Source organism: Rhodococcus coprophilus NBRC 100603, assembly GCF_001895045.1.
GTDB lineage: Bacteria > Actinomycetota > Actinomycetes > Mycobacteriales > Mycobacteriaceae > Rhodococcus > Rhodococcus coprophilus.
In genome coordinates this window covers 57,187-75,505 of record NZ_BDAM01000009.1, presented here as the reverse complement: position 1 = coordinate 75,505, position 18,319 = coordinate 57,187, and the positions used below count along the sequence as shown (strand labels likewise).

18 protein-coding genes and 1 tRNA gene are annotated in these 18,319 nt (G+C 66.6%); 13 read left to right on the top strand and 6 right to left on the bottom strand.

Going from position 1 to position 18,319, the window contains the following annotated elements; genetic code table 11:
* Position 1 precedes the first annotated feature (1 nt).
* From RDCOP1_RS15590 to RDCOP1_RS15560, 7 genes are read left to right on the top strand one after another with little or no spacing between them, the layout of a single operon-like run.
* Entirely contained in the window at positions 2–1,021 is a 1,020-nt protein-coding gene (locus RDCOP1_RS15590; protein ID WP_072702159.1) for an MCE family protein, read from the top strand.
* Complete coding sequence (locus RDCOP1_RS15585) at positions 1,018–2,076, top strand: MCE family protein (protein ID WP_072702157.1); 1,059 nt, start codon at positions 1,018–1,020, stop codon at positions 2,074–2,076. The genes RDCOP1_RS15590 and RDCOP1_RS15585 overlap by 4 nt, the downstream gene beginning before the upstream one ends.
* Positions 2,073–3,422, top strand: a complete 1,350-nt coding sequence (locus RDCOP1_RS15580; RefSeq protein WP_072702155.1) for an MCE family protein — start codon at positions 2,073–2,075, stop codon at positions 3,420–3,422. Before RDCOP1_RS15585 ends, RDCOP1_RS15580 begins: the two co-directional genes overlap by 4 nt.
* Positions 3,419–4,639 (top strand): MCE family protein, encoded by a 1,221-nt coding sequence (locus RDCOP1_RS15575; protein ID WP_072702153.1) that lies wholly within the window; start codon positions 3,419–3,421, stop codon positions 4,637–4,639. The genes RDCOP1_RS15580 and RDCOP1_RS15575 overlap by 4 nt, the downstream gene beginning before the upstream one ends.
* Positions 4,636–6,051, top strand: a complete 1,416-nt coding sequence (locus RDCOP1_RS15570; RefSeq protein WP_072702151.1) for an MCE family protein — start codon at positions 4,636–4,638, stop codon at positions 6,049–6,051. The genes RDCOP1_RS15575 and RDCOP1_RS15570 overlap by 4 nt, the downstream gene beginning before the upstream one ends.
* The gene (locus RDCOP1_RS21860; RefSeq protein ID WP_231923009.1) at positions 6,051–6,794 is read left to right on the top strand and encodes an Rv1363c family protein; all 744 of its coding nucleotides are present in this window, start codon (positions 6,051–6,053) and stop codon (positions 6,792–6,794) included. The genes RDCOP1_RS15570 and RDCOP1_RS21860 overlap by 1 nt, the downstream gene beginning before the upstream one ends.
* Positions 6,791–7,402, top strand: coding sequence for an Rv1363c family protein (locus tag RDCOP1_RS15560; protein ID WP_072702149.1), 612 nt, complete (start codon positions 6,791–6,793; stop codon positions 7,400–7,402). Before RDCOP1_RS21860 ends, RDCOP1_RS15560 begins: the two co-directional genes overlap by 4 nt.
* A 43-nt stretch (positions 7,403–7,445) precedes the next feature.
* Here the strand turns inward: RDCOP1_RS15560 and RDCOP1_RS15555 are convergent, their stop codons facing one another.
* The 4 genes from RDCOP1_RS15555 to RDCOP1_RS21550 all read right to left on the bottom strand — a co-directional run bounded on the left by RDCOP1_RS15555 (position 7,446) and on the right by RDCOP1_RS21550 (position 11,539).
* A complete protein-coding gene (locus tag RDCOP1_RS15555) occupies positions 7,446–9,557 on the bottom strand; it encodes an NAD(P)/FAD-dependent oxidoreductase (protein ID WP_072702147.1) in 2,112 nt (703 codons plus the stop codon).
* A 64-nt stretch (positions 9,558–9,621) separates the two neighbouring features.
* Positions 9,622–11,127 (bottom strand): alpha,alpha-trehalose-phosphate synthase (UDP-forming), encoded by a 1,506-nt coding sequence (locus RDCOP1_RS15550; protein ID WP_072702145.1) that lies wholly within the window; start codon positions 11,125–11,127, stop codon positions 9,622–9,624.
* A 41-nt stretch (positions 11,128–11,168) separates the two neighbouring features.
* Entirely contained in the window at positions 11,169–11,339 is a 171-nt protein-coding gene (locus RDCOP1_RS21555) for a hypothetical protein (RefSeq protein WP_169848911.1), read from the bottom strand.
* Between the two features lie 50 nt (positions 11,340–11,389).
* On the bottom strand, positions 11,390–11,539 hold the full coding sequence (locus RDCOP1_RS21550; RefSeq protein ID WP_169848908.1) for a hypothetical protein: 150 nt from the start codon (positions 11,537–11,539) through the stop codon (positions 11,390–11,392).
* Here RDCOP1_RS21550 and RDCOP1_RS15545 point away from each other — a divergent pair.
* The 3 genes from RDCOP1_RS15545 (at position 11,532) to RDCOP1_RS15535 (ending at position 14,187) form a co-directional block, all read left to right on the top strand.
* Positions 11,532–12,332, top strand: a complete 801-nt coding sequence (locus tag RDCOP1_RS15545) for an alpha/beta fold hydrolase (RefSeq protein WP_072702143.1) — start codon at positions 11,532–11,534, stop codon at positions 12,330–12,332. The two genes, RDCOP1_RS21550 and RDCOP1_RS15545, sit on opposite strands and share 8 nt — an antisense overlap.
* A 236-nt stretch (positions 12,333–12,568) precedes the next feature.
* The gene (locus RDCOP1_RS15540; RefSeq protein ID WP_072702141.1) at positions 12,569–13,957 is read left to right on the top strand and encodes a lysine N(6)-hydroxylase/L-ornithine N(5)-oxygenase family protein; all 1,389 of its coding nucleotides are present in this window, start codon (positions 12,569–12,571) and stop codon (positions 13,955–13,957) included.
* Entirely contained in the window at positions 13,954–14,187 is a 234-nt protein-coding gene (locus RDCOP1_RS15535; protein WP_072702139.1) for an MbtH family protein, read from the top strand. The genes RDCOP1_RS15540 and RDCOP1_RS15535 overlap by 4 nt, the downstream gene beginning before the upstream one ends.
* Before the next feature lie 13 nt (positions 14,188–14,200).
* Here RDCOP1_RS15535 and RDCOP1_RS15530 read toward each other — a convergent pair whose 3' ends face one another.
* Positions 14,201–15,769 carry a threonine/serine exporter family protein gene (locus RDCOP1_RS15530; protein WP_231923008.1) on the bottom strand — a complete coding sequence of 523 codons (1,569 nt, stop codon included), beginning with the start codon at positions 15,767–15,769 and terminating at the stop codon, positions 14,201–14,203.
* 117 nt (positions 15,770–15,886) lie between these two features.
* Between RDCOP1_RS15530 and RDCOP1_RS15525 the strand changes: the two genes are divergently transcribed.
* Positions 15,887–15,958, top strand: a tRNA-Thr gene (locus RDCOP1_RS15525).
* A gap of 222 nt (positions 15,959–16,180) precedes the next feature.
* On the opposite strand, the gene RDCOP1_RS15520 is transcribed toward RDCOP1_RS15525, so the two are convergent.
* Positions 16,181–16,654: a YflT domain-containing protein gene (locus tag RDCOP1_RS15520; RefSeq protein WP_072702719.1), complete on the bottom strand. Its 474-nt coding sequence runs from the start codon at positions 16,652–16,654 to the stop codon at positions 16,181–16,183.
* Positions 16,655–16,783: 129 nt separating this feature from the next.
* Here RDCOP1_RS15520 and RDCOP1_RS15515 point away from each other — a divergent pair, with 129 nt between their 5' ends.
* Both RDCOP1_RS15515 and RDCOP1_RS15510 read left to right on the top strand, forming a co-directional pair.
* Entirely contained in the window at positions 16,784–17,395 is a 612-nt protein-coding gene (locus RDCOP1_RS15515; RefSeq protein WP_072702137.1) for a TetR/AcrR family transcriptional regulator, read from the top strand.
* Positions 17,396–17,436: 41 nt separating this feature from the next.
* Entirely contained in the window at positions 17,437–18,306 is an 870-nt protein-coding gene (locus RDCOP1_RS15510) for a ribokinase (RefSeq protein WP_174555821.1), read from the top strand.
* Positions 18,307–18,319: the final 13 nt, after the last annotated feature.

Genomic DNA, 18,319 nt, shown 5'->3' with positions numbered 1-18,319 from the left:
GATGCGGCCCAACACGATCAAGTTCATGATCTTCGCCTTGACGATGGTCCTCGTCTTCGCCGGCCTCGCGGTGGTGTTCAGCCAGGCCCGGTTCACGGGAAGCGAGACCTATCACGCGGCGTTCACCGACGTATCCGGTCTCCAGTCCGGCGACAAGGTGCGCATCGCCGGTGTCCAGGTCGGTTCGGTCGACGGCGTGGACATCGGCGAAGGCAACCACGCCGAAGTCGAGTTCGGCGTCGACTCGAAATACACGCTCTACACCGGCACCCGCGCGACCGTGCGCTACGAAAACCTGGTCGGCGACCGGTATCTCGAACTTCTCGAGGGACCTGGAAGCGTCGAGGTTCTCCAGCCGGGCGGGGCCATTCCGATCGAACAGACCGAACCGGCGTTGGACCTCGACCTTCTGCTCGGAGGGTTCAAACCGCTGCTGCAGGGCCTCGACTCCCAGCAGGTCAACGACCTGTCCGGAGCGTTGCTCCAGGTGTTCCAGGGGCAGGGCCAGACTCTGGTGTCGCTGCTGGGCAACACCAATTCGTTCACGAATTCGCTCGCGGACCGAGACCAGTTGATCGGTGACGTCATCGACAATCTGAACGCTGTCCTCGGCACCATCGACGAACACGATCAAGAGTTCACCGACACCATCGACCGGCTGAGTGCTCTCGCCGGCGGGCTGGCAGCCGACCGCGATCCGATCGGCGCGTCCATTCCGCAGATCGCGGCGGGCACCGCCGATCTCACTGCTCTGCTGCAGAACAACCGGCCGGACCTGCAGTCCGTGATCGCCGAAACCAACCGGTCCATGACACAACTCGACCTGGGTGAGGACGACATCAACCGCACACTCGAACGACTCCCGACGGATTACAAGAAACTGATCCGTGTGGGTGCCTACGGGAACTTCTTCCAGTTCTTTCTCTGCGCCAACACCTTCAAGTTCTCCGGGCCGGACGGCACCACCATCCGGTACACGACGGCGAACCACGACACGGGAAGGTGTGCGAAGATCGAATGAGTGCACCTCGCGAACGCAGTCATGTCCAGATCGGCATCGTCGGTCTCGGTGTGTCCGCCGCCCTGGTCCTCGCCGGGTTGCAGTACGACCAGTTGCAGTTCCTGTCCGGCGGGCTGAGCTATTCGGCTCGCTTCGAGGACGCCGGCGGACTCGTCGCCGGCGACGACGTCATGCTCTCGGGTGTCACCGTCGGGGACGTGACCGACGTGAGGCTCGACGGGCAGGCAGTGCTCGTGACGTTCACGGTCGAGGACGGCATCGGACTCGGGGACGGCACCGGAGCCGACATCAAGACGAACACCGTGCTCGGGAGGAAATCGCTCGCCGTTCGTCCGGGTGGCTCGGGTGTGATGCGTCCGGGATCGGTGATCGAGATCGACCGCACCAACTCGCCGTATTCGCTGACCGACGCGCTCGGTGACCTGACGACCACGGTGTCGGAACTCGACACCGGGCAGATCAACGAATCCCTCGATGCCCTGTCGGATTCGCTGCAGGACACAGCGCCGGAGATACGAGGCGCGCTCGAGGGCATGACCCGACTGTCACAGTCGATCAACTCGCGCGACGAGTCACTGATGCAGTTGCTCGAGCGGGCCGAGAACGTGACGACGATCCTGTCGGAGCGCAGCGACCAGGTCAACACACTGATCGTGGACGCGAACGCCTTGTTCGGTGAACTCAATCTGCGCCGTGACGCCATCACCGAACTCATCGCGAACATCTCCGCGGTGTCGCGTCAGCTCACCGGCCTCGTCCAGGACAACCAGAGCCAGATGGGCCCGACGCTCGAGAAACTCAACAAGGTCACAGCGAATCTTCAGGCCAACAAGAAGAACATCGCCGGTGCCCTCGACGGTCTCGGCCCGTACATCAGCGCGCTCGGCGAATCGGTGGCCAGCGGACCGTTCTTCAATGCCTACGTGTCCAACATCCTGCCCGCGCCCTGGTGGAAAGCCATCGTGGACAGCCAGGTGGCGCCCGACCTTCTCCCCGAGGATCTCCAGAACGTGATTCCGAAAGAGCCGCCGTCGATCAAGAGGGATGGCGAATGAGCACCGATACCCTGCCGGCGAACCACCACGAACCGGCGTCCTCGAGATTCTCCCGGCGTCCACGCTGGTTGCTGCCCGCAATTGCTGCCGTCGTCGCACTCGCACTCGTGGCAGGCTTCGTGCTGTTCGTCCTGCCCGACCTCGGTAAGCGGACCGTTCATGCCGAATTCGCCTCCACCAGTGGGTTGTACGAAGGCGACGAGGTCCGCGTCCTGGGCGTCTCGGTCGGGCGGATCACCGCCATCGAACCCGGCGACGACCGCGTGCGGGTGACCATGAAGATCGACGATTCGGTCGACGTGCCCGCCGACGCCGCCGCCGTGGTCATCGCGCAGAGCCTCGTCTCGGCCCGCTTCGTCCAGCTCACCCCCGTCTACTCGGGCGGCCCCGCAATCGAAGACGGCGCGACGATCCCCGTGGAGCGCACCGCGTCACCTGTGGAATGGGACCAGATCAAGGCCGAGCTCATGCGGCTGTCCGAGGCCCTCGGTCCGGAAGAACTCGATCCGCAGGGGTCGCTCGGCCGGTTCATCGATACCGCCGCGGAAAACCTCGACGGCAACGGGAAGACGATCCGTGCCACGTTGCGCGAACTCTCCGACACCATGCACACGCTTTCCGAGGGCCGCACCGACCTGTTCTCGACGATCCGGAACCTTCAGACCTTCGTCTCGGTGTTGTCGTCGAGCAACGAGCAGATCGTGCAGTTCGGTGGCCGGCTCGCCTCGGTCTCGAACGTCCTCGCCGACAGTTCCGATCAGCTCGGAGTCTCGCTCACCGATCTGGGCATCGCGGTCGGCGACGTGCAGCGTTTCGTCCAGGACAACCGTGCGGGGCTGACGGAATCGGTCGAGCGTCTCGCCGATGCCACCGAGGTGCTGGCGCGCAAGCGGCCGGAGATCGAGCGGATCCTGCACTCCGGCCCGACGTCGCTGGCCAACTTCTACAACATCTACAAACCGGCCCAGGGGTCGTTGACCGGTGCGCTCGCGATCAACAACCTCGCCAATCCCGTCGAGTGGATGTGCGGGTCGGTCGCTGCCGCCGCAACTGAGACATCCGAACGGAGCGAGGAGTTGTGCCGTCAGCAACTCGGCCCGGTTCTGGCCTCGATGAGCGCCAACTACCTGCCGGTGCTCGCGAACCCGCTCGCCGGTGTGCAGGCGTTCCCGGGCGACATCGTCTACAGCGAACCGTGGCTCGAGGAAGCATCCGCCGGCCGGGGGACCGCACCGCCGGAGGCGGCACCCGCACCGACACCGCTCGACGGACTGCTGGGCGGATTGCCGAACGTCACGGTTCCGCAGGATCTGGGAACGCTGCTGCAGCCGGGAGGAGGACGATGAGCGCGTCGAACACGCGGCGCACCGTCGCGGCCGCGGCCGTGATGGCGGCATCGCTGACGCTCACGGCTTGTGAATGGGACGGGCTCAACTCGATTCCCATGCCGGGCACGGCGGGCCGCGGTGAAGGGGCCTACCAGGTGCAGATCGAGATGCCCAACGTCACCACGCTCACCCAGAACTCGCCGGTACGGGTCGACGATGTCACCGTCGGGTCCATCGCCTCGATCGAGGTCGAGGGGTGGCACGCGCTGGTCACCGTCGCGCTCGACAAGGACACCGTCGTGCCCGCCAACGCGACGGCGAAGATCGGCCAGACGAGTCTGCTCGGATCGCAGCACCTCGAACTGCTCACCCCCGTCGACGAACCCGCGCAGGGCCGCCTCGCGGACGGCGATCTCATTCCGCTCGAACGTGCGGGCGTGTACCCGACGACCGAGCAGACGCTCTCCTCGCTGTCGCTGGTGCTCAACGGCGGCGGTCTGGCACAGATCAACGACATCACCACCGAACTCAACGCCGCTTTGGTCGGCCGGGAGGATTCCGTCCGGAACCTGCTCCCGCGTCTCGACGAACTGGTTTCCACGCTCGACGCCCAGCGCGGGGAGATCGTGTCGGCACTCGAAGGAATGGACCGCCTCGCGGTCACCGTGAACAACCAGAATGCCACGCTCGTGCGGGCACTCGAAGAACTGCCGCCCGCGCTCGACGTGCTCGTGGACCAGCGACAGAATCTGACGTCGGCGATGTCCTCGCTCGGCGAGATGAGCACGGTGGCGAGCCGTGTCATCGAAAGCTCCAACGATGATCTCAAGGCGAACCTGCAAGGTCTCGCGCCGACACTTCGGGCGCTGGCCGACTCGGGGAGTGCGCTCACCGAAGTCCTCGGTGTGCTGCTGACGTATCCGTTCCCGCAGGCAGGGATCAACAACGTCATCCGGGGTGATTACGCGAACCTCGCCATGACGATCGACCTCACCCTCGACCGGCTCGACCTGAACTTCTTGAGCGGTACCCCCCTCGCCGGCCGGCTTGCGGGACCGGAGGGCATCCTCGGCCGGGATGCAGGACTCGCGGCGCAGGCCGTCGACCCGTTCCGGGCGCCGCTCGAACCGCCGCCGCCACCGCAAGAGGACCAGGGACCCTCGGGCACTCTCTCGATCCCCGGGCTCGGCGAGATCACGATTCCCGGGCTTCCCGAGGGGGTGTTCGGACAATGATGCTTTCGCGGTTCGTGCGCATCCAGCTCTCGATCTTCGCTGCACTCACCGTGATCGGGCTCGTGGTGATGACGTTGCAGTACGTGAGGTTGCCGGCGTTGTTCGGGGTGGGCCGGTACACGCTCACCGTGGAACTTCCGTCCACCGGCGGTCTGTATCCGCACTCCAATGTCACCTACCGGGGTATCACCGTCGGCACGGTCCAGTCGGTCGCGCTGTCACCCGCGGGTGTGGACGCGACGCTCTCTATCGGAAGCGACTACAAGATTCCCTCGGATGTGGACGCCGCGGTCCGGAGCGTGTCGGCCGTCGGCGAACAGTACGTGGATCTGGTGCCGGCACAGGGGTCTTCGAACGGTGGTTACCTCGAGGACGGTGACGTGATCCCGGTGGACCGCGCCACCGTTCCACAGGAGGTGGGCGCTCTGCTGGACCAGGCCGACGTACTGCTCGCGAGTATCGGCGACACCCGGTTGCAGGCACTCGTCGACGAAGCCTTCGAGGCGTTCAACGGGTCGGGACCGGAACTGCAGGATCTTCTCGACTCGACCCGTCTGTTCGTGCAGGAGGCATCGGGAAGCAGCGCCGAAACCCGGCAGCTCATCGACCAGGCAGGGCCGCTGCTCGATACCCAGACCGTCACCAGTGACGCCATCCGGTCGTGGACACGCGACATGGTGACGTTCACCGACCGGTTGCGCGAGAGCGACCCCGACCTGCGGACGCTGCTGGAGACGGGCCCGTCGGCTGCCGCCGAAGCGGAAGTGCTGCTGCAGGACCTTCGTCCGACGCTTCCGCTTCTGCTCGCGAACCTGGTGAGCGTCGGGGAGGTCGGTGTCATGTACAACGCGGGAATCGAGCAGATTCTCGTGCTGTACCCGCCGATGACCACCGCGCTCGTCACCGCAGCCGGATCAGGCCCGCCCGAAGACGGCGCGGTGGTCGACTTCCATCTCCAGCTTCACGACCCGCCGCCCTGCCTCTCCGGATTCGTACCGCCGGACCAGTGGCGCAGCCCCGCGGACACCTCGATGGTCGACACGCCGGGCGACGTGTTCTGCCAACTGCCCCAGGACTTTCCGAATGCTCAGCGCGGTGCCCGCAACCTGCCGTGCATGGAGTATCCGGGCCGGCGGGCACCGACGCCGGACCAGTGCCGCACGGGCTACACGCCGAAATACTTGGACAATCCCTGGCAGGGTCCGCCCACGCCGGTAGGGTCCGAGAACGTCGTGCCGACGCCTGCGTCACACACGGAAGGGGGCAGTGCTGCGGCACCGGCGGGCGTGACAGCACGTCGTGTCGATCCGCAGACAGGGAGGTACATCGGGCCCGACGGCACCGTGTACACCCACGCCCAATTGGGAGACGACCGGAGTTTGGAGACTTTCATGAAGGCACAGCAGGGCTGATGGCGGGCGAAACAGATTCGGACGGTCGCACCGTCGACCTCCACAAGGACACCGGTTCGGCACCCGAGCCGGCGAGGGCGGACGAAACCCGGGATGCGAACGCGGCATCGCCCGCGCCCGCAGAACCCGCCGCAGCCGAGAAACCCGCCGCAGCTGAGAAACCCGCCGCAGCTGAGAAATCCGCTGCAGCAGAGAAACCCGCTGCAGCAGAGGCGCCCGCCGCGGCCGCAGCGTCTGCCGGAGCCGTAGCGCCAGCCGGGTCGAGGTGGCCCAAGCGGGTGGTCGTGATCGCCTCGGTCCTCCTGATCGCCTTGATCGCGGCCGGCGTGTGGCTGCTCGTCGACCAGCAGTCCGCCGCGGAGCGCGACGAGCGACGAGCAGCGTTCGTACAGGCGGCGCGACAGACCGTGCTGAACCTGACCACCATCCGGGCCGATTCGGCCGACGCGGACGTGCAACGGCTCATCGAGGGCGCGACCGGCGACTTCAAAGCCGAATTCGAAGGACGGGAAGGCCCGTTCGTCGAGGTCGTGCAGCAGGCCGGGGTCACCACGGTGGGTGAGGTGCTCGAAGCCGGTATCCAGAACGAGGACGGTACGTGCGCGTCGTCGCTGGTGGCGTCCCGCGCGATGGTGAGCAACGCCGACCAGACCGAACCCGAACCCCGAGACTTCCGTCTGCGCGTGACGATCTGCGACGAAAACGGCAGACTGCTCGCGTCGAAAGTGGAGTTCGTGCCGTGACGGAAGACCGGAAGGACAAGCACGTGACGTCAGTGGACACCGACGGTGAGACGGTATCCGCGGCACCGGCAGCGGATGCTGCGGTGGCCACGGATACCCCCGGCTCTTCCCCCGCCGGGAGCGGGCGATCGTATCTGCGGCACGTCGCGATCGGACTGTCGGTCGTCGTCCTGGTGTTCGCGGTTCTCGTCGGCTGGCTCGCATACGGAGCGCGCGCGGACTCCGCCGCAGAAGCGGCCCGCACCGAAGCGCGGGTGGCGGCGGAAGAGCAGGCCGTCGCGATGCTCGCCTACGACTTCGCCGAGGTGGACGACCAGATCTCGGTGGCGGGTGAAGGTCTCACCGGAGATTTCCGCGACGAGTACACGAACCTGATGAAAAACGTCATCGCGCCCGGGGCCAAGGAGAAGGCCATCAGCGTCCAGGTGAGCGTGCAGGGATCATCGGTGGTCTCTGCCGACGCCGACAGTGCGGTGACCCTGCTGTTCCTCAACCAGATCACGACGAGTTCGGAGAATCCGGAAGCGGTGAGCAGCGGCAGTCGCGTGCGGGTCGAACTCGAAAAGCACGACGACCGCTGGCTCGTGAGCCGGCTGACCCCGATCTAGGCGGCCATGCCCCGCGCTGCCCTGCCGCTCCCGGATCCCACCGCTAGAGCGCCGTGGCGACGTTCCACGCGGAGTGGATAGCCCCCTCGATGTAGGCCACGTCGGCGGCATCACCCACGACGTGGATCTCCGGCACCCGGTCCTCGAGCTGCTGGGCGAGAGGTGCCGCGGCCGAGACACCCGACGCCATGACGACCATATCGGCCGGGGCGGTGAGGGTTTCGTCGCCGACGCGGAATTCGACGGTGTCGGCGGTGATGCGTTCGACCCGGGCCTGCCGGTGGATCGTCACGCCCACCTCGCCGGCGTGCCGAACCGCCGTCCAGCGACGCGGCATCGCCATCGGCAACCCGAGTTGGGCGCCGTCCTCGAGCAACGTCACCCGGCGTCCACGTTCTGCGAGGAACTCCGCCAGTTCGAGACCGACGAGCGAACCACCGATCACGACGACGTCCTTGCCCATCGGCAGGAACTTCCGGGTGACCGCCCGGATCGCGCGCGGGCTCTTGGTGATGCCCGAGAGTTTGCCGAGCCGGCCCATCGTGCGGAGGAACAGCGGTTGGTCCGACACGTCCCCGGAACCGGTCATCAGCGCTCGCAGCGTGTCGCCGGTGTGCACGTGCGGGAGGTCGCCGCCGGGCACGTCGGGACGGCCGCGCACCGCGCCGGTCGCGATCACGACCGCATCGGGTGCGAGTGCCGCGACGGACTCCGCAGTGGCTTCGGTGTTCAGCCGCACTTCGATGCCGAGCCGTTCGATCTCGGAGCGGAGCCAGTTCAGCAACCGTTCGTTGTCCGGGGTGGTGAGGGTCGAGAACCAGAGTGTGCCGCCGAGGCGATCCGATTTGTCGAGCACCGTCACGCGGTGTCCTCGCTCGGTGGCAACGCGCGCCACCTCGAGACCGCCCGGTCCGGCACCCACCACGACGATGTGTTTCCGGGCGGGCACGGGAGTGAACGGCAGCAGTGTCTCGTTGCCCAGTGCCGGATTCACGGCGCAGATGGGCGTGTCGTCCCAGAAGTTCTCCTGCACGCACACGTAGCAGTTGATGCACGGCCGCACCTGCTCCGGCGTGCCGGCCTCGAGCTTTCGCACCAAGGCGGGGTCTGCGAGGAGTTGGCGGCCCATCGCGACGAAATCGGCGGTGCCGTCGGCAATCACCTTTTCGCCCACCTCCGGCAGCACCCGGCCGACCGCGATCACCGGGATGCCGACAGCCTTCTTCACCGCGGCAGCGAGACCGGTGTAAGCACCCACGGTGTTCGGGAGCGGACCATCGGTGAAGTTGGAGAACGGGTTACGGCCCCACCCCGTGACGTGGATCGCGTCGGCTCCGGCAGCTTCGAACAGCGCCGATGCCCGGGTAGCCTCGTCCGTGCTCAGGCCGTCGGCTTCGCCGAATTCGCGTCCCGCGATGCGTACGAGGATCGCGAGGGAGTCGCCGACCTCTGCCTTGACCGCGCGGATGACCTCACACGCGAGCCGGGCACGGTTCTCGAGCGAACCCCCGTATTCGTCGGTACGCCGATTGTCCGCGCGGCTCAGGAAGGCACCGAGCACATAGCCGTGCGCACAATGGATTTCGACGGCGTCCGCACCCGCTGCTTTCACACGACCGGCGGCTTCCGCGAAGCACCGCGTCAGCCAGGCGAGGTCTTCGTGGGTCGCTTCGTGGTACTCGGCCTGCTTACCCGCGGTGACCGCTGCCATCTTCCGGAGTTCGTCACCGGTGTTGTCGGCGAGAGCGCTGAGATCGGGAGTGCTCTTCGGGGTCGACGGAACCAGCAGCGGACGATCGTTGACGGTGTCGATCCGCGCTACCTTGCCGTGGTGCGTCATCTGTACGCACAGGGCGCTTCCCGCCTTGTGGACGGCGTCGGCCAGTGCGGTGAGCCCCGGGATGAACCTGTCTTCCGAGAGGCCGGGTTCCTTGGTGCTGGCGCAGCCGAGCGGATACGCGACGGCGCAGCACCCGGTGATGATCAGGCCGGTGCCACCTTGGGCGCGGGCAACGAAATGGTCGATATCACCCTGTTCGATCTCGCCGTCCTCGCACAGATTCATGTCCATGGCGGGCAGGACGACCCGGTTGCGCAGCGCCACCGGCCCGATGCTGCCGGGAGAAAGAAGATGGGAGAAAGTCTCTGTCGTCACGCCAAGACGCTATGCCCGGATGATGTGTCCCGGAGCACAATTCCACTCAGTGGGACCCTCGGTGCTACCCGGCGGTGCCCGATTCGCCTTCCGTGATCAGCGCGGGCCCGGCAGCGCCGGTGTGCGACAGTGCGTCGAGGAACGCGCGCGCCCAGCGATCGACGTCGTGGGTGAGCACTTGGCGACGCAGGGCACGCATCGTCTTGCGTCCGGTCTCCCGGGGCTGTTCGATGGCGGCCTGCATCTTGTCCTTGACGTCCTCGAGGTCGTGCGGATTGCAGAGGAACGCCTGGCGCAGTTCGGCTGCCGCACCGGTGAATTCGCTGAGCACCAGCGAACCGCCGAGGTCGCTGCGACATGCGACGTACTCCTTCGCGACGAGATTCATCCCGTCGCGCAACGGCGTCACCAGCATCACGTCGGCGGCGACGAAGAATGCGATGAGCTCCTCACGGGGTACCGGACGGTGGATGTAGTGCACCACCGGGCGCCCGACCTCGGCGTACTCACCGTTGATACGGCTGACCATGCGCTCGATCTCGCCGCGCATGTGCACGTACGACTCGACGCGCTCGCGGCTCGGAGTCGCAAGCTGGACCATGACGGTGCGGGACGGATCGACCCGCCCGTCGACGAGGAGTTCGTTGAGGGCATCGAGCCGGACGTCGATGCCCTTGGTGTAATCCAGCCGATCGACGCCCAGCAGGATCTTGTCCGGGTTGCCGAGTTCCTTGCGGATGGCCTTGGCACGGTCGCGGATCGACTTACTGCGCGACTGTTCGTCGAGTTCGCCCGAGGCGATGGAGATCGGGAAGGCGCCGACGCGGACGGAACGGAATCCGACCTGGACCACGCCCAGTTTCGAGCGCACACCGATGTTTCCGCGTGAGGTCTGATGCCCGGCGAGCCGACCCGCCAGATAGAGAAAATTCTGTGCGCCGCCCGGCAGGTGGAAGCCGATGAGGTCGGCACCGAGCAGTCCCTCGACGATCTCGGTGCGCCACGGCATCTGCATGAACAGTTCGACCGGCGGGAACGGAATGTGCAGGAAGAATCCGATCGTGAGATCGGGCCGGAGCATCCGCAGCATCTTGGGGACCAGCTGGAGTTGGTAGTCCTGGATCCACACCGTCGCGTTCGGTGCGGCAGCCTTCGCCGCTTCCTCCGCGAAGCGCCGGTTGACCTCGACGTACACGTTCCACCATTCGCGCCGGTATTCCGGGCGGACGATGACGTCGTGATAGAGGGGCCACAAGGTGGCGTTGGAGAATCCCTCGTAGTAGTCGGCGATCTCTTCGGTGCTCAGGGGAACCGAGTAGAGCGTGAGATCGTCCTCGACGATGACACCGGCATCCACGTCGGCGACACCGGCCCAACCGACCCACGCTCCGTGGTTGGAACGCAGGATCGGTTCGAGCGCGGTGACGAGACCGCCGGGGCTGCGCTTCCAGCGCGTCGTGCCGTCCGGCAGGCGTTCCAGATCGACCGGCAGGCGATTGGCGACGACGACGAAGTCGGACGGGGTGATCGACTCGGAATCTTCGGTCGCGTCCGCGTCGACTGCTGTCACGTCGTTTAGTCCTCTCGAAAGGGCCGGTCTGGTGGAACTGATCAGTGCTTGTCTACCGGGTCGATGCCCAGCATCGACAGCAGCATGCGGCACTCGTCCGCATTCTCGGCGTAGGCAGCGACGACGCGCTGTGCCTGTCGGGCGGTCTGTTCGGCGACGGGTTCGAGGTCGTCGTCGGCGAGAACGTCGGGGGTGGTGGGGTCCGCGGTCATGTGTTCCTCCCGGGTAGCTGCTCGGCGCGAGCACGCATCTACCCCCGACTCTAGGAGAGTGGCAGGCCGAGGCGCCACCCGCCGGGTGCTGCAGCGATCACGGCCGGGGTCGTGACGGTACCGTTGGGCCGGTAGCGCCACGCGTTCGCCGCGTGTGCGCGTCGTCCCCCGCAGTCTTCGAGGAAGGTTTCCATGCCCATTGCGACGATCAACGGCATCCCCCTGAACTACCAGGTCAAGGGATCCGGCGACCTCGTGGTTCTCGTCATGGGAACCGGTAGCCCTGGCAGGGTGTGGGATCTGCATCAGGTGCCCGCGCTGGTGAAGGCCGGCTACCGCGTCGCGACCTTCGACAACCGGGGGATCGCACCGTCGGGCGAGAGCCTCGGCGGGATGACGATCGACGACCTCGTCGCCGACACGGCCGGTCTGATCGAGTTGCTCGGCGCGCCCGCACACGTCGTCGGTACGTCGATGGGAGCGCGCGTCGCGCAGGAACTGACCCTCGCCCGTCCGGAACTCGTGCGCAAAGCGGTGTTCCTTGCCGGGCATGCGCGGATGGACAGGTTCCAGATGACGCTCACCGAGGGGGAGCGGCAGCTGTACGACAGCGGGGTCGAGTTGCCGCCCAAGTATCAGGCCGCCGTGACCGCGGTGATGAACCTGTCGCCCGCGTCGCTCGCCGACGAGAACGCCGCCCGCGACTGGCTCGACGTGTTCGAGTTCAGTGGGGGCAAGATGTCGCCCGGCGTGCGCGCGCAGCTGGGAATGGATCGTGAGTTCGATCGTCGTGCCGCGTACCGGCAGATCACGAGGCAATGTCTCGCCGTGGGTTTCGCGGACGACCGGATGATTCCGGCATATCTGTCGCGGGAGGTTGCTGCCGCGATCCCCGGTGCGCGGTACGAGGAAATCCCGGACGCCGGTCACTACGGGTACCTCGAGCGTCCCGAGGTGGTCAACAAGGTGCTGCTGGATTTCCTGGCGTCCTGACCGACGGGGATGCACGCGTGAGCGCGGTGGGATCGAACATGATCCCGCCGCGCTCTCGTCTTCCGGGGCGAGTGGGTGTCTCGGTGACCGGAAGTCCCTGGGAATCGGGAAGTTCGGAGTCCCCCACTGACGCAGAACCCTTGGTAGGCTCTCCAAACCAAGGTTAGCCTGAGCTACATTTCGAGGGCTGCGTCTACTGACCGTGGGCTCACGCCCCCGAGTACGGAAGTTGAGTGATGACCGACCGATTCAGCGCTATCGCAGGTGGCTCGGAGAATCCGGAAGAACCTCGAGGGGATGTCTTCGACCTCGTCGGAATCGGTTTCGGCCCCGCAAATCTGGCTCTAGCCATCGCCATCGAAGAACACAACGCGGCCCAGCCGGACTCACGGCTGCGAGCGACGTTCTTCGAACGCCAGGCGGAGTTCTCATGGCATCCGGGCATGCTCCTCGAAGGCGCGACGATGCAGATCGCGTTTCCCAAGGACCTCGTCACCTTCCGGAATCCGACCAGCAGTTACAGCTTCTTCTCGTACCTGCACGAACGCGACCGCCTCGTGGACTTCGTCAACCACCAGACGTTCTTCCCGACTCGGCACGAGTTCCAGGACTACCTGCGATGGGCCGCCGGCCGCGTCACCGCCGACGTCCGGTACGGAACCGAGATCACGGCGGTGACCGCCGTCCGCAACCACACCGGCACCGCCGACCTGTTCGCGATCCACGCGGCCGACGGCAGCGTCGTCCACGCGCGCAGCATCGTGGTCGGAGTCGGTCTCCGGGCGCATATCCCGCGGTGGGCAACCGAATCCGTGCGCTGCTTCCACAACCACCGGTTCCTGTTCCACCTCGAGGAGATGCCCGCACCGGAGCATCGACGATTCGCGGTGGTCGGGGCGGGACAGAGCGCAGCCGAAGTGGTGCAGTACCTGCACACGCACTACCCGCAGGCCGAGGTCCACAGCATCTTCAACCGCTTCGGGTACAGCCCGGCCGACGACAGCCCGTACGCGAACCGGATCTTCGATCCCTCCGCCGTCGACGAACTCCACCGCGCGTCCCCGGCGGAGCGGGAACGGGTGCTCACGCTGCATCGCGGTACCAACTATTCCGTCGTCGCCCCGGAACTCATCGAGGCGCTCTACGCCACCGAGTACCGCGAGCGCGTCAGTGGGCGTCGCCGGTTGTTCATGCGCCGCGCGTCGGAGATCGTCGCGTCCAGGGAAACCGCCACGGGCATCGAGGTCGATGTGCGGAACAACCTCGACGGCAGCACGGAAACGCTCACCTGCGACGCGGTGGTGCTGGCGACGGGATTCGAACCCGCCCCGCTCTCTCCGCTCCTCGGCGATCTCGCTCCCGACGGCCCGGTGGTGTCGGTGCACCGCGATTACCGTCTGCCGGCCCCGGCGGACGTCGACGCCGATATCTACCTTCAGGGAGGCACCGAGAGGACCCACGGCCTGACCTCGTCGCTCCTGTCGAATGCGGCAGTCCGAGCGGGAGAAATCCTGGCTTCCGTCCTCGAGCGCCGGGAGCAGAAGATGCCGGGAGCCCTGGGGGTTGTCGGTGAACTTGATAGGATTCCGGACCACCACACCTACGCAACAAGTGAGGCGAGATGAGCACGAACCCATTTGACGACGAGGACGGCCGGTTCTACGTCCTCGTGAACGACGAGGAACAGTACTCGCTGTGGCCGACCTTCTCCGAGGTTCCGCAGGGGTGGCGAGTGGTATTCGGCGAAGAGTCGCGTGCAGCGTGCGTCGAGTACGTCGAGCAGAACTGGACCGATATGCGTCCGAAGAGCCTTCGCGATGCGATGGAGGCCGACGAAAAGGCTCGCCAGGGCTGATACCCGAAAACTTTCACATCCCGCGAGAGTCACGCCCGCGCCAACCGACGCGCAGCGTGGCTCTCGTCGTTTCCGTGCCCCCGGCGTCGACCATCGGCATCGCATCGGTGATCGGAATCGGACCGGTCATCGGCGCCGGAGCCGACCGGAGGGCTCGCTTCTTCTCCAGCCGGATCCGCGGGATGCGACGCAACTGCGGGCGGCGCAGCGACCCCACCTTGAAGATGCTCCGAGGGTTACGGGTGCGCCGTGCCAGCCACTCGCCGAGCGTGACCCCGGCCGCGAGCGCGCAGCCGATACCGAATGCCGCGAACAGCGCGGTCATGCCGATACTCATCTCGTTGCGCAGCATCGCGTACAGGCCGCGATACAGGGCGAGACCCGGGAGCAGCGGAGTGATGCCGGCAACCGCGACGACCAGCGGGGGAGTGAGGGCTCGTCGGGCCATCAGACCACCGGCGAAGCCGATGACGGTCGCGGCCAGCGCCGACGAGATGATGGGACCGAGCGAGAGGCCGAGCGCCAGCTGGTAGCCGAGGCTGCCGGTGGCTCCTGCCAGGGCCGCGACGGTCAGTGCCCGGCGCTCGGCGTAACACGCGAGCGCATAGAACGCCGCGGCCGCGGCACCCGCAAGGATCTTCGTCGGTAGCTGGGTCAGATCCGGCAGTGCCGCGTAACTGATCAGCGGCAGCTCCGCACCCAGCACCTCCGCGATGCGCAGGGTCGTCGCAACGCCGGCGATGATGCCGCCCGTCATCATGAGAACTTCGAAGAATCTGGCCGACGCCGTGATCGGGGCGCCGGTGATGGCGTCCTGCACCGAACCCACGAGCGACAGACCGGACAGCAGTACGGTGACGCCGGCGGCGATGATCAATCCCGGAGACACTTCGAACCCGAGTGTCTCGCGCAACCCGTACAGGGTGATCGCGGGAGCGGTAGCGATGATGCCGCCGACCAGGTGCTGGAAGAAGAACGGCAGACCCGCGTGATTGAGGAAGCGGTTGACGCGGTCGATGACGAACGTCGACGCGAAGGCGACGAGTGCCACAAGAGCGTCGCCGCCGAGCAGCACCGAGATCGCCGCGGCCATCCCGGACCACGCGATCGTCGCCACCCACCGGTTGTACGGGTGGGCAGCCGAGGTGATCGCGAGCAGTTCCTCGTGCGCTTGCGCCGGCGAGATGGCGTCGCGCCGGATCCGACGGGTCAACCGGTCGACCGCGGCCAGACGCGTGAAATCCATCGTGCGGTAGTGGACGACTCGCATCGTGCTCGCCGGCGGCATCGTCGGACCCCGGTAGGCCGACAACACGATCGAGTTGTAGGTGACGTCGACATCGCATTGTGCGAGTCCGTAGGTCGCGGCGACGAACCGGACCTGCTCGGCCGTGTCGATCGCGCCCGTGCCGGAAGCGAGCAGAACCTCGCCGACGCGGACCGCGACGTCGAGAGCCTCTGCGACCACAGCGTCGTCCGTCAGGTCGATCGGCTGCAGCGGCGTGGGTGCCGCGATGACTGCGTCGATGGTCGCGCGGCGCGTACCGAGAGTTCGATCGAGAACATCGGCCAGCAGGCTCACTGCCTACCACCTCCGGCACGGAGGGAGACAGGTCGGGCGGTGCGCATGTATTCACGGTAACGAAACGGGCGGTGTGCACCCGAGTCAGGAAGCCCTATATGATGGGCGGCGTTCGCTGCCTCCTTAGCTCAGCGGTAGAGCACTCGCCTTGTAAGCGAGCGGTCAACGGTTCAATCCCGTTAGGGGGCTCGAAAGAAGGCCGACCTGCAGATATGCAGGTCGGCCTTTTTGTTTCGGCTGACTGTCCGTCCGTGCGGCCGCGGGTCCGGCCTGCGGCGCACGCGGCGGATGCAGCGGTTTCCTGCCCGCGCCGGGTGCCTTGCTGCCGGGCCTGCGTGTGGGATCTCACAGGCCGGTCGGGCCGCTCTGCGGTGCGGTCGTCCCGCCGGGGGACCGCCCGGACGAGCCGGGTCAGCGGAGCGCGAGTTTGCGGCGCGCCTGGTCTTCGAAGTCGCTGTCGACCATCAGGTCGTAGCGGGCCGCTTCGATGCTCTTGCGGGAGACGAAGTCGCGGCGCCCGCCGGTGCTCCAATGCGCGGCGAAACCGAGTGTTCCGCCCCACACCGCGCCGAATGCCACTGCCGCGAGCACGATCGCGGCCATGCTGGTCGCCGGGAGGAAGAGAGCGAGCAGCATGCCGAACAGCAGGCCGGTCCACACTCCGGCGCCCGCGCCGTTCAGCGCCGCTCTGCCGTTGGTCATCCGGCCGTCGATGCGCTCCACCGTGGTCACTCCCTGACCCACGATGCGCAGGTATTCCACGGGAAAGCCCTCGTCGGAGAGGTGGTCGATGGCGTGCTCGACGGCTTCGTACGTGCGATAGCTCTCGAGGAGGGTCTCCGAATCGGTGGCACAGCCCGTCGTAGGTGCGTAGATGTCGGTCATACGTTCCTCCTCCATTTGCAAGCTAACGATACGGATAGCGTAGCGTAGCGTTTCGTATCGTTTGATTCGGGTCCTCTTTTCGGAGACACTCAGGACCGTGCGGGTCTTACCCGCCTGAAAAGGAGTGACATGGTGGCCGATGCCGAGGTGGATCCGGTATCAAAATCGCCGCGACCCCCCGCCAAGTCGCGCGGTGGAACGGATACGCGGATCATGCGGGCGGCGCTGGAGATCCTGCGGGTGCACGGTCCCCACCGAGTCACCGTGGAAGCGGTCGCTGCGCTCTCGGGAGTAGCGAAGACGACCATCTACCGCCGCTACGCGAACCGGGAAGAGATTCTCGACGCAGCGCTGGACTCGCAGTCCGTGACGCCGTGCGTCCCGGACGGACTGTGCGTCTACGACCGGATGAAGTGGACGCTCGAACAGGTCCGGCGGGCACTGGCGAGCGATATGGGCCTGGGTAGCGTCGGAGCAGCGCTCACCGACGAGGACCCGGACTTCACCGAATCCTTCCGCGAGATCATCAATGCGCGCAGCGACGTGGTCGCCGGGGTGTTGCGCGCCGCCGTCGACGCCGGCGCGGTGCGCTCCGACCTCGACATCGACACCGCAGTGTCCATGCTCGTCGGTTCGTACCTGGGTGCGTATCTCCGGCACGGCGAGGTCAGCGAATCGTGGGCAGACGGCGTCGTCCACGCGATGTGTCCCGAACTCGAACCCGAGGCCCCGGAGCGCTGAGACCGCGGGCGGACACGTCGCATCGCTCGTAGGGTCGAGACGTGACAGACGTCGAGCACTGCGTGGTGGCGGTCGTCGGATCGTTGAATCTCGATCTGACCGCCGTAGTCGCCAAGGCACCGGAAGAAGGCGAAACAGTCCTCGGCCGGCGCCTCGAAACGTATCCGGGCGGCAAGGGTGCGAACCAGGCGATCGGCGCCGCGCGTATCGCTCCCACCGCCGTCGTCGGCGCCGTGGGAACGGACAGCGCCGCAACCGCACTGCGGAGGTCTCAGAGTGCGGCGGGCGTCGACACCGAGTACCTCCTCACCGTCGAGGTCCCGACCGGACGCGCCATCGTCGTCCTCACCGACGACGGGGACAACAGGATCATCGTCATACCGGGGGCGAATGCGAAGGTCACCGCCTCCGACGTCACCGCAGCTCTCGACACGCTCGACCCGGCCGTCGTGCTGACCCAACTCGAATTGCCGATCGCCGCGACCACGGCGGCGGTGGAGTGGGCACGCGTGCACCGTCGGCGACTCGTTCTCAACCCCAGCCCGGTAGTCGCGCTCGACGACCTGATCCTCGCCGACGCCGATCCGCTGGTCGTGAACGAACGCGAAGCCCTCTTCTACGCCGACGCCTCAGTGGAAGACGACCCCGACGACATCGCCACCCGTCTCCTCGAGCGTGTGCGGAGCGCCGTGATCACCCGCGGAGGACGCGACGTGGTGGTGGCAACCGAGGACTACGTCGAACGCATCGCGGTCCCCCGCGTGCACGTGGTGGACACGACGGGTGCCGGCGACCACTTCGCCGGGACGCTCGCCGCCCGGCTGGGGATCGGAGAAGATCTTTTCGCCGCTGCGCACGAGGCGGCAAGGGCTGCGGCGACCCTCGTTTCATCGAGGCGGGCCGAGCGCTGACCGTCGAGGCGGG

Coding starts and splice junctions, on each gene's coding strand:
- RDCOP1_RS15590 (WP_072702159.1), top strand. CDS start 2: ATGCGGCCCAACACGATCAAGTTCATGATCTTCGCCTTGACGATGGTC.
- RDCOP1_RS15585 (WP_072702157.1), top strand. CDS start 1,018: ATGAGTGCACCTCGCGAACGCAGTCATGTCCAGATCGGCATCGTCGGT.
- RDCOP1_RS15580 (WP_072702155.1), top strand. CDS start 2,073: ATGAGCACCGATACCCTGCCGGCGAACCACCACGAACCGGCGTCCTCG.
- RDCOP1_RS15575 (WP_072702153.1), top strand. CDS start 3,419: ATGAGCGCGTCGAACACGCGGCGCACCGTCGCGGCCGCGGCCGTGATG.
- RDCOP1_RS15570 (WP_072702151.1), top strand. CDS start 4,636: ATGATGCTTTCGCGGTTCGTGCGCATCCAGCTCTCGATCTTCGCTGCA.
- RDCOP1_RS21860 (WP_231923009.1), top strand. CDS start 6,051: ATGGCGGGCGAAACAGATTCGGACGGTCGCACCGTCGACCTCCACAAG.
- RDCOP1_RS21555 (WP_169848911.1), bottom strand. CDS start 11,339: ATGACCGCGGACCCCACCACCCCCGACGTTCTCGCCGACGACGACCTC.
- RDCOP1_RS15545 (WP_072702143.1), top strand. CDS start 11,532: ATGCCCATTGCGACGATCAACGGCATCCCCCTGAACTACCAGGTCAAG.
- RDCOP1_RS21550 (WP_169848908.1), bottom strand. CDS start 11,539: ATGGGCATGGAAACCTTCCTCGAAGACTGCGGGGGACGACGCGCACAC.
- RDCOP1_RS15540 (WP_072702141.1), top strand. CDS start 12,569: ATGACCGACCGATTCAGCGCTATCGCAGGTGGCTCGGAGAATCCGGAA.
- RDCOP1_RS15535 (WP_072702139.1), top strand. CDS start 13,954: ATGAGCACGAACCCATTTGACGACGAGGACGGCCGGTTCTACGTCCTC.
- RDCOP1_RS15520 (WP_072702719.1), bottom strand. CDS start 16,654: ATGACCGACATCTACGCACCTACGACGGGCTGTGCCACCGATTCGGAG.
- RDCOP1_RS15515 (WP_072702137.1), top strand. CDS start 16,784: ATGGTGGCCGATGCCGAGGTGGATCCGGTATCAAAATCGCCGCGACCC.